This window comes from Lactococcus garvieae, assembly GCF_016027715.1.
In the GTDB taxonomy this organism is placed as follows: Bacteria; Bacillota; Bacilli; order Lactobacillales; family Streptococcaceae; genus Lactococcus; species Lactococcus garvieae_A.
On record NZ_CP065691.1, the window covers coordinates 210,529 to 232,458 of the forward strand.

The window sequence follows — 21,930 nt, forward strand, 5'->3', positions numbered from 1 at the left end:
AAATAATTAAGAAATCACTTGTTAACTTTTATAAAGTATGTTTTAATTAGATATGTAAAAAGTATTTGACATTATTGGCATTACGAGTGACTAGAGCTAAAGGGAAAAACTCATGTATTTTGGGGCAAAACACATCAACGTATCTTACGGGAAAAAGCAGGTTTTGAAAGATGTTTCTTTGGAAATTGAAAAAGGAAAAACCACTGCTATCATCGGAATAAATGGATCAGGTAAATCAACCTTATTAAAAGCCTTGGGACGTTTAATAAAGTATGAGGGTGAAGTTATCTATGACGATAAACTTCTCACAAGTCGAAGCAACTTAGAGATTGCTAAAATCTTAACCTTGCTTCCGCAAACCATGCAGGCGCCGAGTGATATCACCGTTTATGAACTGGTTAGTCTAGGACGTTTCCCTCATCAAAAGCTTACGCAGCAAAACCTATCAGAAACAGATAGGGAATTTGTGGAGAAAGTCATGAAGGAGACGGAAATTTGGGATTTACGTGATCAGCAAGTTGCGCAACTTTCGGGAGGACAGCGTCAAAGAGCATTTATCACGATGATTCTAGCGCAGGACAGTGAGATTATCCTTTTGGATGAACCCACAACATATCTTGATCTCCTCCATCAACTGGATATCTTGAAATTGCTTAAAAGCTTTGCGGAGAAAATGCAAAAAACTGTGGTTTATGTTATTCATGATTTAAACCATGCTGCGCGTTTTGCCGATAATTTGGTCATCGTTAAAGAGGGTGAAATTTTTGCAGCAGGTACTGTGGAAGATTTATTCACAGAAGAAGTTATTCATGAAAGTTTTGGCTTGCAAGTGCGCTTAGGTCGTGATCTTTTCTGTCAAACTTTGATGATTACAGGGGTTAAAAATGAAGATTAGAAAATATTCAAGACAGGTCACTGTTGCCCTTCTACTCATCCTTTTCCTCTCGGTCCTTTATCTGATGCTTGGCGAGCAAAATTATAGTTTGAGTCAATTTTGGCAAGAAAATGTGGTTTTGCAACTGCGCTTGCCTCGGCTTTTTGCCTTAGTTTTTGTCGGCATTCTTTTGTCTAGCTCTGGTCTCTTAGTCCAAACAATGACGGGAAATCCGATAGCTGAAGTATCTACACTAGGCATATCAGGAGGTGCAAGCTTTGCGCTTGCCCTTCTCCTTGTTTTTAAACTTTCCACAGGTGGTTGGTTAGGGACAGCTGTTGCGAGTGTAGGGGCTTTTATTGCGCTAGTAGTGGTGGCTTTTTTAACGGTGAAGAGTAAGTTTCAACCTATGAAAGTTGTACTTGTAGGGACATCTGTTGGTCTATTTGCCACAAGTCTTGCAAGTATCTTGACTTTTTATAGCAAAAATATGCAGTCTTATTTTTTATGGATTGTAGGTTCCTTCTCAGGTATCACTATGGTAAAGCTAAAGATTTTGGCCGCTGTCACGCTCCTTTTTGTGTGTCTGATATTACTTCTTTCTAACCAGATAAAGGTTCTTGCTTTTGGTGAAGAAATGGCGACGAGCTTAGGAGTATCGGTGAATAGGCTGAGACTATTGATTATGCTTCTGGTGGCTCTTGCCAGTGGTGTTACAGTTTCGAGTGTCGGAGTGATTAGTTTTGTTGGGTTAATGGCTCCACATCTCGCAGGACGTGTTGTAGGCAGCCATTTTTTGAAGAAGTTCTTCATGTCCAACTTAATCGGGGTTTTACTTTTGCTTATCGCAGATTTACTGGCGCGTAATTTGTTTAAACCTTACGAATTTCCCGCTGGAAGTCTGACATTGTTGGTGGGTGCCGTCTTCTTTATCTATATGATGCGTCAGGAGGAAAGATGAAAAAGAAATTTTTATTTTTATTTCTCGCTTTGGTCGCGCTTGTAGCTATTGATTTGACCCACTTCTCCACAGATTGGGATCTTCTTTCTTTATTGATTCCACAGTTTAGGTTGCCACGTTTGTTTGTTGTATTGATTGCTGCCATTTCTTTATCGATGGCGGGCTTAATTATACAGACAACGGTAGACAATCCCCTAGCTGATGCGGGGACGATGGGAATTACCAGTGGCGCAAGCGCTGGCGCTGTGTTTTTTCTTCTCCTCAGTCAATGGTTGAAACTTTCAGGGATTTGGCTTTTTATGTACCCGTTCTTTGCTGTGCTGGGAGCTTTGGTAGCCTTTGCCCTGCTCTATCAGCTTGCCCTAAAGAAAAATGCCAGTAATATACGCGTTCTTCTTATTGGTCTCGGGATTACTGCTCTTTTTCAAGCTCTGATTACTTTGGCTCAGCTGTCTATCAACAGTTTTGATTTTCAGCAGGTAGCGGTCTGGCTCTCGGGTGATGTCTGGCAGACAGACCTTACTTTTATTCTGTTTACTTTTGTCTTGTTAATCGTTGGTTTCCTTATCTTTTATTTTCTCAGGAAAAAGTTGGAAATACTCAGTCTAGGAGAAGAGATGGCAACAAGTCTGGGCTTAGATGTCGGCAGAAGTAAAATGCAGTTTTACCTCATCGCTTTGCTTTTTGCTTCTATAGGCGTTTTGCTGGTTGGAGGCTTAGCTTTTATTGGTTTGATCGCTCCACATATAGCACGCGAGCTGGTTGGGTTTGAAAGCAAGAAGCGTGCTGGAGCAACAATCTTAGTGGCGATGATTATCTTGCTTTTAGCCGATAGTCTATCACAAACTATTATCGCCCCGTCCAGTCTTCCCCTTGGATTCATGGTTGCCTTGATTGGTGCACCTTACTATATATACTTGATACAAAAAATTTGAAAGAGGATTTCATGAAACACCTTAAATTATTTTCTTTAACTTTGGCAGCAATTGGACTCTTGGGACTATCTGCCTGTTCTAACTCTGATACAGCTGAAACACAAAAAGATGAAAAGGTAACTTTTACAGCCTTGAACGGTGAAGTAAAAGTGCCTGCTCATCCTGAACGCATCGCAGTGCAAAATTATCCAGATGATGTGGCAACTTTGGGAGCAAATGTAATAGGAACAGATTCGTGGGCTTATCCTAACCCTTATCTTTCAGATAAGCAAAAGGAAAACATGGCTGACTTAGGAACTCCAAGTTTTAACTTGGAAAAACTGATTGCTCAAAAACCAGACTTGATTGTTACAGTAGATAAGAGTCAAGTTTCTGACTACGAAAAAATAGCGCCAACTGTTCTGGTGAATTATCAAGATATGAACAACATGGATAAGTCTTTAGATTTCTTTGCAAAATTACTCAATCGTGAAGATGAAAAGAAAGAATTTGTCGAAGCATTTGATAAAAAAGCGGATGAACAAAAAGCGAAGCTCAAAGAACATGGTGTGAATACATCCAAATCAACAATTTCCCTTTTGGAATTACAAGCAGACAAAATATATGCTTACGGCAGTAACTTTGCCCGTGGTGGGCAAGCACTGACTCGGGGTCTAGGTTTCCAAGAATCTGCCAAAATGGCAGAGCTCTCAAAAGGGATAGGCTACTCTGAAGTTAATGCTGAAAGTCTAAAAGATTTTGATGCAGACTATATCTTTATTGATTTCAAAAATTCAGATAAGGCGCAATACGAAGCTCTTCAAAAAAATCCAGTATGGAAGAATCTGAAGGCAGTCAAAGAAGGACATGTTATTACAATGGACTACGACAAGGTTTATTTCTTTGGTGGACCAACAGCCTCTATGACACAACTTACTGACTATACAGATGCACTGATTAGCCAAACCAAATAATATTTGACCAACTCTTGGAAGTTATTCTAAGGGTTTTTTTATCAAAAAGTAAAGTTTTGTCTTAATTAGTCAGATTATTGATAAAAACAGGAAATAATCAACTTTTATTTTGATATAATAAAGCTAAGCATAGAGTAGATGAGAGAAAAGCTCACAAAAATAAAAATTAAGGAAAGAAATATCCCATTAGAAAGAAAAAAGCTAAGAAAAGTTAGAGATGAAATGCTTTTATTTTACCCACTGACTTCCGACTACATCTTGCTTTTTTTCTGTATTGGTTGGAAAAATACAGGGAATACAAGCCCAAAGAGTCGCCTTTTCCAATCTACTTAGCACTTGCAAATTATTTTTATTATGGTACAATTTTGTATTGTAAATGGTTTGTATCATCAAAATATCAGGAAGTACAAATGAAAACAGATTTTGACAAAATTAATGAATGGTTGATTCAACTTTTCCACGACTGCATGAACTTAGAAGAACAGTTCTTGAAGGATTCTGATTACCCAGATGTAACTGTGAAAGAACTTCAACAAATGACACTTATCCATACTTTGGGAACTTGCCGAGCTACAGATATTGCAAGGAATCAAAAATTAGCCCTTTCAACAATTACCATTACACTCAATCGCTTGGAAACTAAGGGATATATTAAGCGCGAACGTTCAGATCGTGATCGTCGTGTGGCCTATATCGTTTTGACTGAAAAAGGTAAGGCACTTTGTGCTTCACATAGTGAATTTTTCCGTGGAATTTCAGAAAAACTTATGTTGAGTGTTTACGGGACAACCGAAAACAAACTTGCAGGCGAACTTGAAGAATTACATAAGTCATTGGAGAATATGAAATAATGCCTTTCGCTAAAATTACCCAAGTGGCACACTATGTGCCCGATAAAATTGTGTCAAATGATGATTTGGCAAAAATCATGGACACGAGTGACGAGTGGATTTATTCACGCACGGGTATTAAGCAGCGACACATCACAGTTGATGAAAATACCAGTGATTTAGCGGCTAAGGTAGGAGAACAATTATTGGCACAAGCGAACTTGTCTGCCGATCAAATTGATTTTATTATCGTAGCCACTATTTCGCCAGACAGCAGTATGCCCAGCACGGCAGCTTTGGTTCAAGCAAAGATTGGTGCAGAACGCGCCTTTGCCTATGACCTTACAGCAGCCTGCTCGGGCTTTGTATTCGCTTTGTCAACGGCTGAGAAGCTGATTGCAGGGGGATACAAACGTGGAATGGTTATTGGTTCGGAAGTCTTGTCTAAATCTATAGACTGGTCTGATCGCTCTACAGCTGTTCTTTTTGGAGATGGTGCAGGTGGTGTTCTTTTGGAGAACACAGGTACACAGCCTCTAATCATCGCAGAAAACTTACGGACGGATGGGAGCCGTGGCGGCTCGCTTACTTCTAATTATTTGGCGCTCAATCCAGAGCTTGATGGTCAAATAAACCATGTTACAGAATTTATAAAAATGGACGGACGTGCCATATTTGATTTTGCGACACGTGATGTTCCCAAAAATATCCAAGAGACTTTAGAAAAAGCAAACTTGAAACCAGAAGATATTGATTATTTTTTGTTGCATCAGGCTAATTCGCGCATTTTGGATAAAATGGCGAAGAAACTGGGCGCTGAGCGTAGTCAATTCCTACAAAATATGCAGGATTATGGCAATACAAGTGCAGCTTCCATACCTATTCTCTTGTCAGAATCCATAAAAAATGGTAAACTTTCTTTGGACGAAAAATCTAAGATTGTCCAAACAGGTTTTGGAGGCGGCCTCACATGGGGCACGCTGATTATCAATCTTTAAGTAGGTTGATATGACTTAAATTTGGTTATATGAGTGATTTATCACGCTATAATATATATACTTTCTACACATTAAAGGAGAAATACCATGGCAGTATTTGAAAAAGTACAAGACATCATCGCTGACGAACTCGGCAAAGAAAAAGAAGAAGTAACACTCGAAACTTCATTTGAAGAACTCGATGCTGACTCACTTGACCTTTTCCAAATCATTAACGATATCGAAGACGAATTCGATGTTGAAGTAGATACAGAAGCAGACATGAAAACAGTTTCTGATCTTGTTAAATATGTTGAAGCTCAACAATAAGAGAAATAATGGGGTGAAAGCCCCGTTTTTCACTTGTGTTAAATTTTGAAAATTAGGAAAGTGTCACAAGAGTGAAAATTTTTGTGAAATTTTAAAAATATGAAAACAGCATTTCTTTTTTCTGGTCAAGGCGCTCAACGATTGGGCATGGCTAAAGACCTTTATGATGAATTTGCCATTGTCAAAGAAACTTTTGATGAGGCAAGTCAAGTTTTGGGCTATGATCTTCGTGAGTTAATTGATAATGACGAAACAAAGCTCAATGAAACACAATACACACAGCCGGCAATCTTGACGACTTCTGTAGCTATTCTTCGTTTACTCTCTGAGAAGGGAATTAAACCTGATCTTGTTGCTGGTTTATCTTTGGGAGAATATTCTGCCTTAGTAGCCAGTGGAGCTCTCGACTTTGCTGAAGCTGTTGCCTTAGTTGCAAAACGCGGACAGTACATGACGGAAGCTGCACCTGCAGGTTCAGGGAAAATGGTTGCTGTGATGAATACTGATGCCGCATTGATTGAAGAAGTCTGTCAAAAAGCTTCTGAACGTGGTATTGTCAGTCCAGCTAACTACAACACTCCGGCACAAATCGTTATTGGTGGGCAAGCTGAAGCAGTAGATTATGCTGTTGAACTTCTCAAGGAAGCAGGAGCGAAACGTTTGATTGAACTCAAAGTTTCTGGTCCTTTCCATACTGCAATCTTAAAACCTGCAAGTGAGAAGCTCGCGCAGGAGTTGGAAAAGATTCATTTTAATAATTTTAAAATGGACCTTATTTCTAACACCACTGCCCAAGTCATGCCTCACTCAGAAATAAAAGCCCTCTTGACACGTCAAGTGATGGAGCCTGTACGTTTTTACGAATCAGTAGAAACGATGAAAGAATTAGGAGCGGAGCGCTTTATTGAAGTGGGTCCAGGAAAAGTTCTCTCAGGATTTATCAAAAAAATTGATAAGGAAGCAAGCTTCACAAATGTCGAAGATCGTGAATCTCTCGATGCTTTGTTGGCTGAATAATGAATTTAAAGATTACAGGTATCCTTCTTATCTTACTTGGGGGCACTGGACTTTTGTTTTTAAAACAGAATAGTCTCCTCTGGTATGGATCAGTTGTTGTTGCTTTTATCGGCTCAGGAGTTTACTCTCGAGCAGATAAAAAACAAAAGAACAGGAAAAACAATGGAAATTAAAAATAAAAATGTCTTTGTGACTGGCTCAACACGCGGTATTGGTAAGGCCATTGCTTTACAGTTTGCCCAAGCCGGTGCTAACGTAATTATTAATGGGCGTTCAGCGATTTCTGAAGAACTCTTGTCTGAGTTTACAGCCTTTGGTGTCAAAGCTGTAGGGATATCAGGAGATATCTCACAGTCTGAAGATGCTAAACGTATGGTAGCAGAAGCAGTTGAAACTTTGGGATCAGTCGATATCTTAGTTAATAATGCGGGAATCACTCGTGATGGCTTATCTTTGAAGATGAGCGAAGAAGATTTTGAAGCGGTATTGAAAATCAACCTTACCGGTGCTTTCAATATGACTCAGGCGGTCTTAAAACCAATGACGCGCGCGCGCGAAGGTGCAATTATCAATATTACTTCTGTAGTAGGTTTGATTGGTAATGCAGGACAAGCCAACTATGCGGCTTCTAAAGCTGGCTTGATTGGTTTGACAAAATCAATTGCCCGCGAAGTTGCTGGTCGTAATGTCCGGGTCAATGCTGTTGCGCCAGGCTTTATTGATTCTGATATGACTGAAGTTCTTTCAGATAAAGTCAAAGATGCAATGAAAGGTCAAATTCCAATGAAGCGCTTTGGTAATCCAGAAGAAGTCGCTTCAGTAGTGAAATTCCTTGCTGAGCAAGAATATATGACAGGACAAGTATTGTCTATTGATGGCGGGATGGCAATGTAAGTCCCTGTTTATCAGGTTAAAAAAGAAGTTTGCAACAAACTCCAAAGGAGAAAAAATATGAATCGTGTAGTCATTACAGGTTATGGTGTAACTAGTGCTATCGGTAATACACCAGAAGAATTTTGGAATGGTCTTAAATCTGGTAAAACAGGTATCGGTCCAATTACGCACTTTGATGCTGAAGCGACTGGAATCAGCGTAGCAGCTGAAGTAAAAGATTTTCCATTTGAAAAACATTTTGAGAAAAAAGATGCGCGTCGCATGGATACTTTCTCACTTTATGCAGTTTATGCTGCACTGGAAGCAATGGAAATGTCTGGTATCAACCCAGAAAACACCAACTATGATCGCTTAGGATGTATTATGGCATCGGGTATCGGTGGCTTGGAACAAACACAAAAGAATTCCCAAGCATTGCTTAAAGGCCCACGTAAAGTAACACCTCTTTATGTTCCTTTGGCTATTGCTAATATGGCAACCGGAAATGTCGCTTTGCGTACTGGCGCTCGTGGTGTATCACGCGCTGAAGTTACAGCATGTGCAGCAGGCGCTAACTCTATCGGTTCCGCATTCCGCGAAATCAAACACGGTTATGCAGATGCAATCATCGCTGGTGGTGCTGAAGCTGCAATTTGTGAACTTGGTATCGCTGGTTTTGCTAACTTGACTGCTTTGACAAAAGAAACAGATGCTTCTATCGCATGTCGTCCATTTGACAAAGACCGTTCTGGTTTTGTTATGGGTGAAGGTGCTGGGGTCTTGATCTTGGAAAGCCTTGAGCATGCCAAAGCACGTGGTGCGAATATCTTAGCAGAAATCGTTGGTTATGGGAATACAAATGATGCTTACCACATGACAACACCATCAGGTGTTGGTGCGGAAAATGCGATGAAACTTGCTTTGGAAGAAGCAGGAATTTCTGGAGCAGATATTGATTATATCAATGCACACGGAACTTCAACTCATGCAAATGAAGAAACAGAAGCAAAAGCTATCCATAATGTGATTGGCGATAAAGCTTTGGTTTCCTCAACAAAAGCCTTGCATGGACATGCTCTTGGTGCTACTGGTGCTATCGAAGCAGTTGCTACAGTACAAGCTATTTTGAATCAGTTTGCGCCAGTTAATGCTGGAACAAAAGAATTGGATGAAGGAATGACAATCAATGTTGTTCTGGGCCAAGGACAAGATGCTGAAATCAACTATGCTTTGTCACAAGACTTTGGTTTTGGTGGTCACAATGCCGTATTAGCATTTAAAAAGTATACGGACTAGTCTAAAGAAAGAGAAGCACTCTGCTTTCTTTCTCAGAGTTTAAGTGTTTTTGAACTTAAGTTGTGAAAAAGAAAGCGAGCGGGATATAAAAATGAATATTAACGAAGTAAAAGATTTGATGAAACAGTTTGATGGTTCTAGCTTGCGTGAGTTTTCTTGGCGTACAGCAGAAGGTGAACTTTCATTCTCAAAAAATGAAAATAAAATACTTGCAGCTCCTGCAGCTCCAGCGCTTGCTGAAACAAAAGTAAGTGCTCCAGTTCCAGTCAGTGAAACAAATGCGGAACGCACTGGCGAAGTTGAAGCTATGGATGAAGTTTCTACAGCAGAAGGTGAAGCAGTAACAAGTCCATTGGTTGGTGTGGCTTACTTGAAAGCAGCACCAGGGAAACCTGATTTTGTCTCTGTTGGAGATACTGTTAAAAAAGGCCAAACTTTGCTTATTATTGAAGCGATGAAAGTGATGAACGAAATCCCAGCACCAAAAGACGGTGTGATTACTGAAATCATGGTAAGTGCTGAAGATGTGATTGAATTCGGTCAAGAATTGGTTCGCATTAAATAAAGGAGTGAGTAAGATGGCAGAAGTAAATATTGATGTTACCAAAATAATGGAGGCCTTGCCTCACCGCTATCCTTTCCTCTTGGTGGATCGCGTTATTGATATCGCTGATGATGAAATCACAGCAATAAAAAATGTAACGATAAATGAAGAATTCTTCCAAGGACATTTCCCCCAATATCCAGTTATGCCAGGCGTTTTGATCATGGAGGCCTTGGCTCAAGCTGCGGGTGTTTTAGAATTGTCTAAACCTGAAAACAAAGGTAAACTTGTCTTCTATGCGGGTATGGATAACGTCAAATATAAGAAACAAGTTGTTCCAGGTGACCAACTTGTCTTACATGCTAAATTTATTAAACGTCGTGGACCAATTGCTGTTGTTGAAGCAGAAGCTAAAGTAGATGGCAAATTGGCAGCAAAAGGTACTTTGACTTTTGCCCTCGGAAAATAAATAATATTAAAATCTGCCACAGTATTCTGTGGCAAATTTTAAAAGTAAGTGTAATTTGAATTACACTGCTTCAAGGAAGATTGGCTTGAATACCTTTATTGTGGGTTATATATTGTCAATCAAAAAATATACTGAGACTTGAAGTCTTATTCACACTCTTTGTAAGTCAGAAGTTTTTTACTTCCTGAACCCATAAAAAAGAGTGTCTGGTAGGAGTTATCAAAATATGTTTAATAAAATATTAATTGCCAACCGTGGCGAAATTGCAGTACGTATCATTCGTGCGGCGCGTGAGCTTGGGGTAGCTACTGTTGCTGTTTATTCAGAAGCAGACCGTGAAGCCTTGCATGTGGCTCTTGCAGATGAAGCAATCTGTATTGGCCCTGCGCGTGCAACAGAATCATACTTGAATATGAATAATATCTTGGAAGCAGCAGTAGCGACTGGTGCCCAAGCTATCCACCCAGGTTTTGGATTCTTGAGTGAAAACTCAAAATTTGCACGCCTTTGTGAAGAAATGAATATCAAATTTATCGGCCCTTCCGCTCAAGTAATGGATATGATGGGTGATAAAATCAATGCCCGTGCTGAAATGGTGAAAGCAGGAGTCCCCGTAACCCCAGGTTCTGAAGGGGAAGTTTACACAAGTGAGGAAGCATTAGAGCTTGCCACAAAAATTGGCTATCCCGTCATGCTTAAAGCATCAGCCGGTGGTGGTGGGAAAGGTATTCGTAAAGTCAGCAATGCTGATGAATTACTCCCTGCTTTTGAAGCAGCAACTGCTGAGGCGAAAGCCGCTTTTGGTAATGGCGCAATGTTTATTGAGCGCATGATTTTCCCAGCACGTCATATTGAAGTGCAAATCCTGGCAGACCAACATGGCAATGTTATTCACTTAGGTGAACGTGACTGTTCACTTCAACGTAATAATCAGAAAGTTCTAGAAGAAAGTCCCTCTGTAGCTATTGGGCATACTTTACGTGAACGTATTTGTCAGGCAGCTGTAAAAGCTGCAGCCCATGTCGGTTATGAAAATGCAGGAACCATTGAATTCCTCTTAGATGAAGCTTCAGGCGACTTTTTCTTCATGGAAATGAACACGCGTGTACAGGTCGAACACCCTGTTACGGAGTTTGTTTCAGGTGTGGATATTGTAAAAGAACAAATCCGTATCGCTGATGGTCAGGAATTATCCGTTAAACAAGAAGATGTTGAGTTCAAGGGCCATGCTATCGAGTGCCGCATCAATGCTGAAAATCCTAAGTTTAACTTTGCACCAAGTCCTGGTAAAATTACAAACCTCTTTCTTCCAAGTGGTGGCGTAGGTTTACGTGTGGACTCTGCTATGTATACAGGCTACACTATTCCGCCTTACTATGATTCAATGATTGCTAAAGTCATTGTCCACGGGGAAAATCGTTTTGAAGCCCTGATGAAAATGCAACGTGCTTTGATGGAGTTTGATGTTGAAGGTTTGACAACAAATATTGATTTTCAATTGGAACTCATTTCAGATAATAATGTTATTGCGGGTGACTACGATACAAGCTTCTTGGCGTCGACATTTTTGCCAGAATACTTGAAAAAATAAAAAAAGCTTGATGGCTTTTTTGTTTTTCTAGGCTCATTTTATCTACAAATATTTGAATATTATGACTCAGATTTATCTGTTTTAAACTCTTGTACACTGCTTGATAATCGCTTTTTAGACACTTAGATAGTTCTTGACGAATTTAAGTTTTGCGTGTATAATTATGTAATTAGACAATTAAAATAAATGGAACGGCACAGATAATATCTGAGAAGAAGTGTTCCATATCAAAGCCCTTTAAACTTTGAGAAAAAGGAGAAATAATTGGCTCTCTTTCAAAAGAAAAAATATATTAAAATTAACCCTAATCGTTCAACTGTTCAGGGAGAAATGGCTAAGCCTGAAGTTCCAGACGAACTTTTTGCCAAGTGTCCTGCTTGTAAACATAGTATTTATAGTCAAGACCTTGGTGACAGTAAAATCTGTCCCCACTGTGGCTATAATTTCCGTATTACGGCCCCAGAACGTTTGAAACTTTTAGTGGATACAGATTCATTTGAAGAAATGTTTACAGGGATTGAAACTAAAAACCCACTTGATTTCCCGAACTATACTGAAAAACTCACAGCCATTAAAGAAAAGACAGGCTTAGATGAAGCTGTAATGACAGGCAAGGCGATGATAAAAGGGCAAAAAGTTGCCCTCGCTATCATGGACTCAACTTTTATCATGGCTTCGATGGGGACTGTTGTTGGTGAAAAAATAACACGTCTTTTTGAAATGGCTATTGATGAAAAACTTCCAGTAGTTATATTTACAGCTTCTGGCGGTGCCCGTATGCAAGAAGGTATTATGTCCCTCATGCAAATGGCTAAAATCTCAGCAGCTGTTAAAAAGCACTCGAATGCTGGATTACTCTATCTTACGGTCTTGACAGACCCCACAACTGGAGGAGTAACTGCTTCCTTTGCCATGTTAGGCGATATTATTTTAGCTGAGCCTCAATCTTTGATTGGTTTTGCTGGTCGACGTGTTATCGAGCAGACTGTTCGTCAGACTTTGCCAGATGACTTCCAAAAGGCAGAGTTTCTGTTGAAACACGGCTTCGTGGATGCTATTGTAAAACGTCAAGAGATGCGTGATAAACTTGCCTTGCTCTTGAAATTTCATGGGGGTGTGAAAAATGTCTGATATTGCAGAGATTATTAATAAAGCACGTGCGAATGACCGTGTATCTGTACGTGAGATTATTGTCGCTATTTTTACGGACTTCTTTGAACTGCATGGGGACCGACAATTTATAGATGATGAAGCTATTGTTGGTGGGATTGCTACTTTTCAAGGGCAAGCTGTGACTGTTATTGGGATTCAAAAAGGAAAAAATCTTGAAGAAAACTTGGCGACTAACTTTGGCCAACCCGGCCCTAATGGCTATCGTAAAGCTTTGCGCTTGATGAAACAAGCTGAAAAGTTTAAACGCCCCATTATTACTTTCGTTAATACCGCAGGTGCATATCCTGGGATTGAGGCAGAGGAGCGTGGACAAGGTGAAGCTATCGCTCGTAATCTCTTTGAGATGTCGGACTTAAAAGTTCCGGTTCTAACCTTTATCACTGGCGAGGGTGGCTCAGGAGGCGCGCTCGCTTTAGCTGTTGCAAATAAAGTTTACATGCTAGAGAATGCGATGTATTCGGTACTTTCTCCTGAGGGTTTTGCAACTATTCTCTGGAAAGATGGCTCCCGTCGTGATGAAGCAGCAGACTTGATGAAGATTAAAGCTGCTGATCAACTGCAGATGGGGATCATCGAAGGTATCATTGAAGAAGAAAATCTCATGGAAAACTTGAGACTGACTATTCAGAGTGAGCTTCAAAAACTTGGGCAACTTTCAGAAGAAGAACTTCAAGAAAGTCGCTATCAACGTTTTAGAAAATATTAAAATATAAAGTTTTGCTGTCTTAAAATACACGGCAAAACTTTTTTTTGTTATAAAGAGAAAATAAAATAAGGTCAACAAAAAAACGTTCTACTTGAACGTTTTAATTATCTTTTTTCCCAAACAAAGCAGAAGCGACAAGAACCACGATGATTGCCCCCACAATAGATGGGACTAAAGCCATTCCCGCTAAATGTGGTCCCCAGTTTCCTAGAAGTTTCTGACCAACGAAGGAACCGAGAAGCCCCGCGACAATATTTGCGATACAGCCCATGCTTGAGCCTTTTGAGGTGATCGCTCCGGCTGCCATACCGATTAACGCACCTACGATAAGTGACCAAATCATAAATAATCTCCTAAATTTATATTCTTATCTTATTTTAACATATTTTTTATTCTCTTAAAAACTTCAAGAGTCATTATAGAAAAGGAAAAACTCTCTGCTTCTCACTTTTTTTGTTAAAATAAGAGTTAAGGAGGATTAAAAATGTACGACTTTTACGAATATCCAAAATGCTCAACCTGTCGCAAGGCGAAGGCGACTTTGGATATGCTAGACATTGATTATAATGATATTGATATTAAGACCAATCCGCCAAAAGCCGAACAGTTTGAAAAATGGTTTGCCGACTTTCCTGTCAAAACTTTTTTCAATACGAGTGGTTTGGTCTATCGTGAGCTAGGTTTGAAGGATAAACTCGCAGGGCTGTCCAACCGTGAAGCTGCCGAACTCTTAGCTTCAAATGGCATGCTCGTGAAACGTCCGTTAATTGTGAAGGATGACCAAGTTTTACTGATAGGTTTTAAACAAGAGAAGTATCAGGAAGTTCTGAAGCACTGAGTGAGTAGTAAAAATAAGAATATTAAAAAAGTCCAGAGTCATTAAAGACTTTGGACTATTTTTATTTAAATATCTATTTCTAACACAATAGGCACATGATCCTGACGGGCTCCAGAGTCAAGAGGCTCTGCACGTCTAATCTTATCAGCCAATCGATTAGAGACTAACCAGTAGTCAATTCTCCAGCCAGAGTTATTGATTTTTGCTGTACGAGAACGTTGAGCAAACCAAGTATAAATACTGCGTCCTGGTGCAAAATAACTTTCAACATTGCCATGAATTTTACGGAAACTGTCGGTGAAACCCGCTTCGAGGAGAAGACCAAATTTTTCACGTTCTTGATCGGTAAAGCCTGCAGAGTTACGGTTACCTTTAGGATTTGCAAGGTCTATCTCAGTGTAGGCCGCGTTGAAATCCCCACAAGCTAAGACGGGTTTTTGAAGATCAAGCATTTGCAAGTAAGCACGGTATTGGTCGTCCCACTGGCCACGAAGATCTAAACGGCTAAGCGCATCACCGGCATTTGGAGTGTAAACAGTTGTCACAAAAAACTCAGGAAACTCGAGCGTAATGATGCGCCCTTCGCTATCCATTGTATCAGGTGCTCCAATTTCGGGTAGCGTTATGATTGGCTCTGGCAGACTATTTTTGTAAAGAAACATTGTACCAGAGTAGCCTTTACGTGCAGGTGGGGTACTGATACGGTGAACCATCTTATATTCTGGGAAATGACTGGCTAAAGCTTCCAAGACTTTGTTTGTTTTTTTTAGATCACCATTCAGTTTTGTTTCTTGAATAGCGATAACATCTGCTTCAGAGGAGGCAAGCTGTTCCACGACAGCTACAGACAGAGCTGCGCGAGGACTTGTTCCAGTCAAAGCTGCATTCAGCGAATCGATGTTCCAGGAGATAAATTTGTAGGTCATAATAAAATCCTTTTGTCTTTATTAGCTCAATTATAACAATTTTTAGAGGGTTTTTGTATTAATCCAAATCTCTTTTGAGATAAAATCCTCCAAATATTATTTGGAAAGAGAATTACTGAAAAAGGATATGCTATAATAGAAACAAGGCTTTTTTCAATTAAGAATTGAAAAAATACTAATCAAGTGGCTTTCATTAGGCCATGAATTAGGAGAAAAAAATGACTGAAAACAAGAACTTTTACATCACGACACCGATTTATTATCCATCGGGTAAGTTACACCTTGGCTCAAGCTATACAACTATTGCTTGTGACGTTCTCGCACGTTATAAACGTTTGATGGGCTTTGATACTTTTTACCTGACAGGTCTTGATGAACATGGTATGAAAATTCAACGTAAAGCTGAAGAACTCGGCATGACACCTAAAGAATATCTGGACCCTATGGCAGAAGATGTTAAAGAGTTATGGAAAATGTTGGATATTTCTTATGATAAATTTATCCGTACAACAGACAAATATCATGAAGAAGCCGTTCAAAAAGCTTTTGAGCAACTTTTGGCACAAGATGATATCTATCTGGATAAGTATGCAGGTTGGTACTCAGTGTCAGATGAAGAATTCTTTACTGAAACACAGCTGGAAGAAGTTTATTATGATGCCGATGGTAATGTAACTGGAGGTAAGGCACCCTCAGGACATGAGGTTGAGTGGGTTGAAGAAGAATCATACTTCTTCCGCATGAGCAAATATGCCGAATGGCTTTTAGATTATTATGAAACTCATCCAGACTTCATCCAGCCTGAAATCCGTAAAAATGAGATGGTCAACAACTTTATCAAGCCAGGTTTGGAAGATTTAGCAGTGAGCCGTACAACCTTTACATGGGGAATTCCAGTTAAGTCAAATCCTAAGCACGTTGTTTATGTCTGGCTGGATGCCTTGCTTAACTATGTAACTGCCTTAGGCTATGGTTCAGATGATACAAGTAAACTTGATAAATTCTGGCCCGGTGTGAACATGGTGGGTAAAGAAATCGTTCGTTTCCATACAATCTACTGGCCTATCATGCTTCATGCTTTGGGCATGCAACCACCAAAACAAGTTTTTGGTCATGGATGGCTCGTGATGAAAGACGGTAAAATGTCTAAGTCTAAAGGAAATGTTGTTTACCCAGATATGTTGGTCAACCGTTACGGACTTGATCCAGTACGCTACTATCTGATGCGTGCTTTGCCTTTTGGTTCAGATGGTGTCTTCTCACCCGAAGACTTTATCGACCGTATCAATTATGACTTGGCTAATGACCTTGGAAACTTGCTCAACCGTACAGTAGCAATGGTAAACAAGTACAATGGTGGTGTTTTAGTCAAAAACGAGGCTACAACCGAGTACGATGCTGCTTTGGAAACGGTTTTGGCTGAAACGTTGGAAAAATTCCATACAGCTATGGATAAGTTTGAGTTCAATGTAGCTCTCAATGAAGTCTGGGTGCTTATCTCACGGACAAATAAATATATTGATGAAACGGCTCCTTGGGTCTTAGCCAAGTCCGAAGACGACAAAGACAAACTCAATAATGTGCTCTATCATTTAGCTGAAAATCTTCGTGTTGTAGCTGCACTCTTGCAACCTTTCATGCGTGCTACAAGCAAGAAAATTTTTGCACAGTTAGGTTTGGCTGACGAAGAATTTTCACTGGAAGACTTGGCCTTTGGTTATGAATTTAGCAACAAAGTTGTAGAAAAAGGTGAACCCGTCTTCCCCCGTTTGGATAAGGAAGAAGAAGTGGACTATATCAAACTGCAAATGGCTGGGGGGAAACTTCCCGAAAAAGAATGGGTACCTGAGGATGTTAAGCTTAATCTGACTCTACCAGAAATCAAGTTTGATGACTTTGAAAAGATTGAGTTAAAAGTTGCCGAAGTACTGGAAGTTAGTCGTGTTGAAGGGTCAGATCGTCTGTTGCGCTTCAAGTTGGATGCTGGAGATGAAGAGCCACGCCAAATCTTGTCAGGGATTGCGGAGTTCTATCCAAATGAACAAGAATTTGTGGGTAAAAAACTCCAAATCGTAGCAAACTTGAAACCACGTAAAATGATGAAAAAATATGTCAGTCAAGGTATGATTCTTTCCGCAGAATTTGATGGCAAATTGCGCGTGCTTGAAGCACCTGCAGATGTACCTGCTGGTTCTTTGATTGGATAAACAAAAAAAACACTTGGTTTATAGCTGAACCCAAGTGTTTTTTTTGTTTATTTTTTACCTTTTCCCATATGCTTCAAAGCTGCATTGAAGACTTTGATATAGAGTTTTGGATAAGTTCGCGCGGCGTGGACGATTAACCGATCCGTGAAGGAATAATAGTAACGAGACTTTGCTTTTTTATCTGTGGCTGCCTTATAGAAGACTTGTGCCAAATCAGCCGAAGTGGCAGAACTGCCAAAATTTTCGGTCAGGGCCGCACGTACGGTTTGGACTAACGGCTGGTAGGGGCTATCTTTTTGGAGATTTTTTTCAGCATTTTCCATAGTAATAGAGCTCCAGTTTGACGCCGTCCCTCCAGGTTGAACTACAATAGAACGGATACCAAAAGCTCTGACTTCTGTATCGAGGACATCAGACCATTGTTGCATAGCCGCCTTTGTGGCGTGATAGAATGCCCCAAGAGGCATATAGACATCGCCTCCGATGCTAGAAATGTTAACAATACGACCAAATTTTTGCTGTCTCATAATAGGAAGGACTAACTGTGTGAGTTCCACCGCACCAAAGAAGTTTGTTTCAAATTGCTTACGAACATTCTCCATTGGAATTTCTTCAGCAGGACCGTATTCGCCATAGCCGGCATTATTGATTAAGACATCGATGCGTCCTGTTTTATCTAAAACACCTTGTATAAAGGCATGGTTACTTTCACTGTCTGTGACATCGAGCTTGAGTGAAGTGATACCTCCTTCAGTTGGAATTTTTTCCACACGACGGGCTCCGGCATAGACCTGCCAGCCACGTTGAGCAAAAGTTTTAGCTGCTTCATATCCCATGCCATTAGAAGCACCGGTGATGACAACGATTTTTTCTTGATTTTTAGTATTTTTCATAGCTTCATTTTAGTTGAAGGGGAGTTTCTTGTCAAGGAAGAAACAATAAATGACAAAATAAATCGCAAAATGTTAAAATTAAAATATTCACGCTGTAATTATCAGAAGCGAAAACAAAGAAGGATAATAAGATGACATTTGAAGAAATTCTACCACAGCTTAAAGCAGGTAAAAAGATAGTGCGTACAGGTTGGGGAGGAGCAGAGAACTATGTTGCTCTTTATGACAATATCACCCTAGAAACAGGTGAAAAATTACAAGTCACACCCTATTTCCTTATCAATGTAACAGGTGAGGGGGAAGGTTTTAGTATGTGGGCCCCAACACCGTGTGATGTTTTAGCAACAGACTGGATCTTAGTGAATGACTGATTGGGATTTCAAAGGAAAAAAAGTGCTCGTAACTGGAGCGGCTAGTGGCATAGGGCAAGCACAAGCCGCAGCTTTTACAGAAGCTGGAGCAGAAGTTGTTGGGCTTGACCTTCACCCTTTTGTAGCAGAATACGAAACGTTGGTATGTGATGTTTCAAATCCACAAGCAGTGGAAAAAGTGGCTTCACAGATCGGAACTATAGATATTTTGTTAAACACTGCTGGTCAGTTAGATGATTATCGCACAATGGAAGAAACAGACTTTAAGCTTTGGAAGAAGATTCTTGAAACGAATCTTGATAGTATGTTTCTTATGACCTCAGCTTTTTTGCCCGCTATGAAAAAGCAAAAAGCAGGAGTTATTATCAATATGGCTTCGGTTGCTGGTTTAGTTGCGGGTGGAGGCGGACTTGCCTATACTGCCAGTAAACACGCGATTGTTGGTTTTACCAAACAGTTGGCCCTAGATGAAGCCCAGTACGGTATTCAAGTAGCGGGTATCGCCCCTGGCGCAATTGATACACCCATGAATGCCAAGGATTTCACGGAAAATGATGGTGAAATGGCAAAATGGGTCGCATCAGAAACGCCCGCTAAACGTTGGGCAAAAGCCAAAGAAGTAGCAGACTTGACCCTCTTTTTAGCAAGCCCCGAAAGTTCTTATCTGACAGGTGCAGTCATCCCTATTGATGGAGGATGGACGATAAAATAAACTCAGCTATTAAAGCTGGGCTTTTTTTGTTTTTCAAAATGGCAACAAGGCTTTCCATTATACTCCAAAACTGTTATAATATAAAAGTTGCGTATTATCAGCAATCCTCAGGACTTTTAACCTTTGCTTGAGCATATTACAGGCGGTATTCAGCCGCTAAAGGAGAAAAAATTGAAAAAATCTACTGTCTATGACATGGTCACTATTGCCATTGTCGCTGCGCTTTATGTTGTTCTTACAATGACACCACCTCTCAATGCCATCTCTTATGGCCCTGTCCAATTTAGGATATCGGAAATGTTGAACTTTACAGCTTTTTTTAATAAAAAATATATAGTCGCTGTGACTATTGGCTGTATGATTTCGAACTTCCTTAGCTTTACTTGGATTGATGTTATCGTTGGGGGGCTTTCTACACTTATCTTCTTAAGTCTTGGTGTTCTTCTTTTTGAACGCTATATGAAGCAGTATTTCTTCAATGGTCAGTTAAACAAAGCATTTTTCTATTTTGCCATATTCTTTTCAATTAGTATGGTTACAATCGCTTTAGAAATGAATCTTCTCTTTGGCATGCCTTTCTTGTGGACTTGGTTTACATTGGCACTTGGAGAGTTTGCTAGTCTTTTGATAGGTGCTATTATTATGGACAAGCTAAGTAAACGCATTGATCTCACCCGATAAAATAATAAAATTATAAAAAACAGAGCATTATATTTAAATGCTCTGTTTTTATTTTGACAAAGTTAGATAAAATTCCAATGTTTAAAAGCATTGACAATCCCACGCTCGGTATTTTTACTGCTAATAAAATCGGCGATTTCTTTCAGTTCTGGCACGGCATTTCCCATTGCTGTTCCGTGATCAGCAGCATCTAAGAGATGTAAGTCATTACGTCCATCACCAAAGGCGTAAGTCTCTCCTTTAAAATTAAGAACATCTTTCACATGAGTGATTCCTGTACCTTTATTTGTCGTGATATTTGTAATATCGATAGAGGTAGGAGCATTCATGAAGAAATTAAGTTCAGGCATACGAGATTTGTAATAATCAACTTGTGAAAGCTTATCTGTTAATAATAAAAGCATATTCACTTCCTCTGACTTATAGCCTTCTGGATTAATTGTGGGGAGGGGCATATGCGTATAGGCATAGGCATCTTGAACAAACTTAGTGTGGCGGTCAACCCAATACCCGTCTTTACCATAAAAAGCGAGTGCTTCATCTTGTTCGATAGCTAGGGCATGGAGTTTTTCAATATGAGTGGGCGAAATAGGATCTCGGTAGATTGTTTTTCCATCTAAAACAATGTACTGTCCATTCATGGCTACAGCCCCAGTGATACCAGTTTCTTCCATTATTTTATCAAGTTCAAAATGACCACGTCCTGTTGCAATGAAAGGAAGTACACCATTTCGACGAATTTCATGAATAGCGTCAACGACTTCTTTATCAAGCTGACTCTGTTCATTGAGTAAAGTACCATCAAGATCAAAAAAGGCTAAGGCCTTGTAAGCGTTTATATTTTCCATAAGTTCATTATATCACAACGGAATTTGTAATAATAATAATTTTTATCAAAAGTTATACTTCTTCCTAAAATAAAAGGCAACATACAAAATATAAGACGGAATTTTTTAATTCATGTTTGAGAAATGTTAAGATGGAACAAAGATAAAAGAAGAGAGGAGGTCGTGCCTTTGAAGAAATACTTCCTTCTTTTAGGAATATTACTTGTCATATTGGCGGCTTGTGCTAAACCAGAAAAACAAGTGACAAACAAACAAGCAGAAAAAAGTACAACCGCCTCAACTACAAAAACTGAAAAGGTCCCCAAAAAAGAGGAGGTGAAATATATGCGCGTGTTAGAAGCTGTGAGTGAGAAAAAAAGCTTGGCAGAAGTTGAGAAAAGTATCCAAGCAGGACAGTCTGACATTGATGAAGTCAATGCAAAAGGTGAATCCTCTCTACTAATTGCAACTCATGAAAATAATGTAGCGCTAGCTAAGCTGCTTATTGATAATGGTGCAAATGTTAATCTCCAAGATCACATACAAGATTCACCCTATCTCTATGCTGCAGCTCAAGGGAAAACAGAAATCTTGGCATATATCTTAGAGCATAGCAATCCAGATCAAAAAATTTATAACCGTTTTGGTGGAAATGCTTTAATTCCAGCCGCTGAAAAAGGGCATTTGGACAATGTCAAATTGTTGTTAGAGAAGGGTCAAGTAGACATCAATCACCAAAATAATTACGGCTATACCGCCTTGATTGAGGCTGTGGCATTGCGAGATGGGTCGCCCAAATACCAAGAAATTGTGCGCACACTGTTAGATTATAAAGCTAATAAAGCACTGCGAGACAATAATAATATGACTGCTTTAGATTATGCTAAACAACTTGGCTATTCAGAAATGGTTAATTTATTAAGCTGAGTAAACCTTAATAGCTGAA

26 protein-coding genes and 1 riboswitch are annotated in these 21,930 nt (G+C 39.7%); of the genes, 22 read left to right on the forward strand and 4 right to left on the reverse strand.

Going from position 1 to position 21,930, the window contains the following annotated elements; genetic code table 11:
* Window positions 1-112: 112 nt before the first annotated feature.
* The 16 genes from I6G50_RS01180 (at window position 113) to accA (ending at window position 13,529) form a co-directional block, all read left to right on the forward strand.
* Window positions 113-895: an ABC transporter ATP-binding protein gene (locus I6G50_RS01180; RefSeq protein WP_197908916.1), complete on the forward strand. Its 783-nt coding sequence runs from the start codon at window positions 113-115 to the stop codon at window positions 893-895.
* Window positions 885-1,835, forward strand: coding sequence for a FecCD family ABC transporter permease (locus I6G50_RS01185; protein WP_197908917.1), 951 nt, complete (start codon window positions 885-887; stop codon window positions 1,833-1,835). Before I6G50_RS01180 ends, I6G50_RS01185 begins: the two co-directional genes overlap by 11 nt.
* Window positions 1,832-2,770, forward strand: a complete 939-nt coding sequence (locus I6G50_RS01190; RefSeq protein WP_197908918.1) for a FecCD family ABC transporter permease — start codon at window positions 1,832-1,834, stop codon at window positions 2,768-2,770. Before I6G50_RS01185 ends, I6G50_RS01190 begins: the two co-directional genes overlap by 4 nt.
* A gap of 11 nt (window positions 2,771-2,781) precedes the next feature.
* Window positions 2,782-3,723: an iron-hydroxamate ABC transporter substrate-binding protein gene (locus tag I6G50_RS01195; RefSeq protein ID WP_197908919.1), complete on the forward strand. Its 942-nt coding sequence runs from the start codon at window positions 2,782-2,784 to the stop codon at window positions 3,721-3,723.
* Between the two features lie 410 nt (window positions 3,724-4,133).
* On the forward strand, window positions 4,134-4,574 hold the full coding sequence (locus I6G50_RS01200; RefSeq protein WP_003135458.1) for a MarR family winged helix-turn-helix transcriptional regulator: 441 nt from the start codon (window positions 4,134-4,136) through the stop codon (window positions 4,572-4,574).
* Entirely contained in the window at window positions 4,574-5,551 is a 978-nt protein-coding gene (locus I6G50_RS01205; protein WP_003135456.1) for a beta-ketoacyl-ACP synthase III, read from the forward strand. The genes I6G50_RS01200 and I6G50_RS01205 overlap by 1 nt, the downstream gene beginning before the upstream one ends.
* A gap of 87 nt (window positions 5,552-5,638) precedes the next feature.
* The gene (locus I6G50_RS01210) at window positions 5,639-5,860 is read left to right on the forward strand and encodes an acyl carrier protein (RefSeq protein ID WP_003135454.1); all 222 of its coding nucleotides are present in this window, start codon (window positions 5,639-5,641) and stop codon (window positions 5,858-5,860) included.
* Window positions 5,861-5,959: 99 nt separating this feature from the next.
* Window positions 5,960-6,877, forward strand: a complete 918-nt coding sequence (gene fabD / locus I6G50_RS01215) for an ACP S-malonyltransferase (protein WP_197908920.1) — start codon at window positions 5,960-5,962, stop codon at window positions 6,875-6,877.
* A complete protein-coding gene (locus I6G50_RS01220) occupies window positions 6,877-7,050 on the forward strand; it encodes a hypothetical protein (protein WP_003135451.1) in 174 nt (57 codons plus the stop codon). The genes fabD and I6G50_RS01220 overlap by 1 nt, the downstream gene beginning before the upstream one ends.
* Window positions 7,040-7,771, forward strand: a complete 732-nt coding sequence (gene fabG, locus I6G50_RS01225) for a 3-oxoacyl-[acyl-carrier-protein] reductase (protein WP_197908921.1) — start codon at window positions 7,040-7,042, stop codon at window positions 7,769-7,771. The genes I6G50_RS01220 and fabG overlap by 11 nt, the downstream gene beginning before the upstream one ends.
* Window positions 7,772-7,828: 57 nt before the next feature.
* Complete coding sequence (gene fabF / locus I6G50_RS01230; protein ID WP_081167024.1) at window positions 7,829-9,046, forward strand: beta-ketoacyl-ACP synthase II; 1,218 nt, start codon at window positions 7,829-7,831, stop codon at window positions 9,044-9,046.
* Between the two features lie 91 nt (window positions 9,047-9,137).
* Complete coding sequence (accB, locus tag I6G50_RS01235; RefSeq protein WP_197908922.1) at window positions 9,138-9,611, forward strand: acetyl-CoA carboxylase biotin carboxyl carrier protein; 474 nt, start codon at window positions 9,138-9,140, stop codon at window positions 9,609-9,611.
* Between the two features lie 13 nt (window positions 9,612-9,624).
* Window positions 9,625-10,059, forward strand: a complete 435-nt coding sequence (fabZ, locus tag I6G50_RS01240) for a 3-hydroxyacyl-ACP dehydratase FabZ (protein WP_081167028.1) — start codon at window positions 9,625-9,627, stop codon at window positions 10,057-10,059.
* Window positions 10,060-10,285: 226 nt separating this feature from the next.
* A complete protein-coding gene (gene accC, locus I6G50_RS01245; protein WP_003135446.1) occupies window positions 10,286-11,650 on the forward strand; it encodes an acetyl-CoA carboxylase biotin carboxylase subunit in 1,365 nt (454 codons plus the stop codon).
* Between the two features lie 264 nt (window positions 11,651-11,914).
* Window positions 11,915-12,781, forward strand: a complete 867-nt coding sequence (accD, locus tag I6G50_RS01250; RefSeq protein WP_197908923.1) for an acetyl-CoA carboxylase, carboxyltransferase subunit beta — start codon at window positions 11,915-11,917, stop codon at window positions 12,779-12,781.
* Complete coding sequence (gene accA, locus I6G50_RS01255) at window positions 12,774-13,529, forward strand: acetyl-CoA carboxylase carboxyl transferase subunit alpha (RefSeq protein WP_197908924.1); 756 nt, start codon at window positions 12,774-12,776, stop codon at window positions 13,527-13,529. The genes accD and accA overlap by 8 nt, the downstream gene beginning before the upstream one ends.
* Before the next feature lie 100 nt (window positions 13,530-13,629).
* Here accA and I6G50_RS01260 read toward each other — a convergent pair whose 3' ends face one another.
* On the reverse strand, window positions 13,630-13,872 hold the full coding sequence (locus I6G50_RS01260) for a GlsB/YeaQ/YmgE family stress response membrane protein (RefSeq protein ID WP_003135443.1): 243 nt from the start codon (window positions 13,870-13,872) through the stop codon (window positions 13,630-13,632).
* 141 nt (window positions 13,873-14,013) lie between these two features.
* Between I6G50_RS01260 and I6G50_RS01265 the strand changes: the two genes are divergently transcribed.
* Complete coding sequence (locus I6G50_RS01265) at window positions 14,014-14,367, forward strand: arsenate reductase family protein (protein WP_197908925.1); 354 nt, start codon at window positions 14,014-14,016, stop codon at window positions 14,365-14,367.
* 65 nt (window positions 14,368-14,432) lie between these two features.
* Here I6G50_RS01265 and I6G50_RS01270 read toward each other — a convergent pair whose 3' ends face one another.
* On the reverse strand, window positions 14,433-15,293 hold the full coding sequence (locus tag I6G50_RS01270) for an exodeoxyribonuclease III (RefSeq protein ID WP_197908926.1): 861 nt from the start codon (window positions 15,291-15,293) through the stop codon (window positions 14,433-14,435).
* Window positions 15,294-15,511: 218 nt separating this feature from the next.
* Between I6G50_RS01270 and metG the strand changes: the two genes are divergently transcribed.
* Window positions 15,512-17,500, forward strand: a complete 1,989-nt coding sequence (gene metG, locus I6G50_RS01275; protein WP_197908927.1) for a methionine--tRNA ligase — start codon at window positions 15,512-15,514, stop codon at window positions 17,498-17,500.
* Window positions 17,501-17,547: 47 nt separating this feature from the next.
* Here the strand turns inward: metG and I6G50_RS01280 are convergent, their stop codons facing one another.
* The gene (locus I6G50_RS01280; protein ID WP_197908928.1) at window positions 17,548-18,393 is read right to left on the reverse strand and encodes an SDR family NAD(P)-dependent oxidoreductase; all 846 of its coding nucleotides are present in this window, start codon (window positions 18,391-18,393) and stop codon (window positions 17,548-17,550) included.
* A 131-nt stretch (window positions 18,394-18,524) separates the two neighbouring features.
* On the opposite strand from I6G50_RS01280, the gene I6G50_RS01285 reads away from it, so the two are divergent.
* From I6G50_RS01285 to I6G50_RS01295, 3 genes are all read left to right on the forward strand, one after another.
* Window positions 18,525-18,764 carry a DUF2829 domain-containing protein gene (locus tag I6G50_RS01285; RefSeq protein ID WP_197908929.1) on the forward strand — a complete coding sequence of 80 codons (240 nt, stop codon included), beginning with the start codon at window positions 18,525-18,527 and terminating at the stop codon, window positions 18,762-18,764.
* Complete coding sequence (locus tag I6G50_RS01290) at window positions 18,757-19,476, forward strand: 3-oxoacyl-ACP reductase (RefSeq protein ID WP_197908930.1); 720 nt, start codon at window positions 18,757-18,759, stop codon at window positions 19,474-19,476. The genes I6G50_RS01285 and I6G50_RS01290 overlap by 8 nt, the downstream gene beginning before the upstream one ends.
* Before the next feature lie 69 nt (window positions 19,477-19,545).
* Window positions 19,546-19,649, forward strand: a riboswitch (PreQ1 riboswitch).
* Window positions 19,648-20,157, forward strand: a complete 510-nt coding sequence (locus I6G50_RS01295; RefSeq protein WP_197908931.1) for a QueT transporter family protein — start codon at window positions 19,648-19,650, stop codon at window positions 20,155-20,157. (Overlaps the previous riboswitch by 2 nt.)
* Window positions 20,158-20,219: 62 nt before the next feature.
* Here the strand turns inward: I6G50_RS01295 and I6G50_RS01300 are convergent, their stop codons facing one another.
* Window positions 20,220-21,005 (reverse strand): Cof-type HAD-IIB family hydrolase, encoded by a 786-nt coding sequence (locus I6G50_RS01300; protein ID WP_003135434.1) that lies wholly within the window; start codon window positions 21,003-21,005, stop codon window positions 20,220-20,222.
* A 168-nt stretch (window positions 21,006-21,173) separates the two neighbouring features.
* Between I6G50_RS01300 and I6G50_RS01305 the strand changes: the two genes are divergently transcribed.
* Window positions 21,174-21,911: an ankyrin repeat domain-containing protein gene (locus I6G50_RS01305; RefSeq protein ID WP_420028274.1), complete on the forward strand. Its 738-nt coding sequence runs from the start codon at window positions 21,174-21,176 to the stop codon at window positions 21,909-21,911.
* Window positions 21,912-21,930: the final 19 nt, after the last annotated feature.

Bases quoted from the DNA above. Each gene is read 5' to 3' on its own strand.
- I6G50_RS01180 (WP_197908916.1), top strand. From the start codon at position 113: ATGTATTTTGGGGCAAAACACATCAACGTATCTTACGGGAAAAAGCAG.
- I6G50_RS01185 (WP_197908917.1), top strand. From the start codon at position 885: ATGAAGATTAGAAAATATTCAAGACAGGTCACTGTTGCCCTTCTACTC.
- I6G50_RS01190 (WP_197908918.1), top strand. From the start codon at position 1,832: ATGAAAAAGAAATTTTTATTTTTATTTCTCGCTTTGGTCGCGCTTGTA.
- I6G50_RS01195 (WP_197908919.1), top strand. From the start codon at position 2,782: ATGAAACACCTTAAATTATTTTCTTTAACTTTGGCAGCAATTGGACTC.
- I6G50_RS01200 (WP_003135458.1), top strand. From the start codon at position 4,134: ATGAAAACAGATTTTGACAAAATTAATGAATGGTTGATTCAACTTTTC.
- I6G50_RS01205 (WP_003135456.1), top strand. From the start codon at position 4,574: ATGCCTTTCGCTAAAATTACCCAAGTGGCACACTATGTGCCCGATAAA.
- I6G50_RS01210 (WP_003135454.1), top strand. From the start codon at position 5,639: ATGGCAGTATTTGAAAAAGTACAAGACATCATCGCTGACGAACTCGGC.
- fabD (WP_197908920.1), top strand. From the start codon at position 5,960: ATGAAAACAGCATTTCTTTTTTCTGGTCAAGGCGCTCAACGATTGGGC.
- I6G50_RS01220 (WP_003135451.1), top strand. From the start codon at position 6,877: ATGAATTTAAAGATTACAGGTATCCTTCTTATCTTACTTGGGGGCACT.
- fabG (WP_197908921.1), top strand. From the start codon at position 7,040: ATGGAAATTAAAAATAAAAATGTCTTTGTGACTGGCTCAACACGCGGT.
- fabF (WP_081167024.1), top strand. From the start codon at position 7,829: ATGAATCGTGTAGTCATTACAGGTTATGGTGTAACTAGTGCTATCGGT.
- accB (WP_197908922.1), top strand. From the start codon at position 9,138: ATGAATATTAACGAAGTAAAAGATTTGATGAAACAGTTTGATGGTTCT.
- fabZ (WP_081167028.1), top strand. From the start codon at position 9,625: ATGGCAGAAGTAAATATTGATGTTACCAAAATAATGGAGGCCTTGCCT.
- accC (WP_003135446.1), top strand. From the start codon at position 10,286: ATGTTTAATAAAATATTAATTGCCAACCGTGGCGAAATTGCAGTACGT.
- accA (WP_197908924.1), top strand. From the start codon at position 12,774: ATGTCTGATATTGCAGAGATTATTAATAAAGCACGTGCGAATGACCGT.
- I6G50_RS01260 (WP_003135443.1), bottom strand. From the start codon at position 13,872: ATGATTTGGTCACTTATCGTAGGTGCGTTAATCGGTATGGCAGCCGGA.
- I6G50_RS01265 (WP_197908925.1), top strand. From the start codon at position 14,014: ATGTACGACTTTTACGAATATCCAAAATGCTCAACCTGTCGCAAGGCG.
- I6G50_RS01270 (WP_197908926.1), bottom strand. From the start codon at position 15,293: ATGACCTACAAATTTATCTCCTGGAACATCGATTCGCTGAATGCAGCT.
- metG (WP_197908927.1), top strand. From the start codon at position 15,512: ATGACTGAAAACAAGAACTTTTACATCACGACACCGATTTATTATCCA.
- I6G50_RS01280 (WP_197908928.1), bottom strand. From the start codon at position 18,393: ATGAAAAATACTAAAAATCAAGAAAAAATCGTTGTCATCACCGGTGCT.
- I6G50_RS01285 (WP_197908929.1), top strand. From the start codon at position 18,525: ATGACATTTGAAGAAATTCTACCACAGCTTAAAGCAGGTAAAAAGATA.
- I6G50_RS01290 (WP_197908930.1), top strand. From the start codon at position 18,757: ATGACTGATTGGGATTTCAAAGGAAAAAAAGTGCTCGTAACTGGAGCG.
- I6G50_RS01300 (WP_003135434.1), bottom strand. From the start codon at position 21,005: ATGGAAAATATAAACGCTTACAAGGCCTTAGCCTTTTTTGATCTTGAT.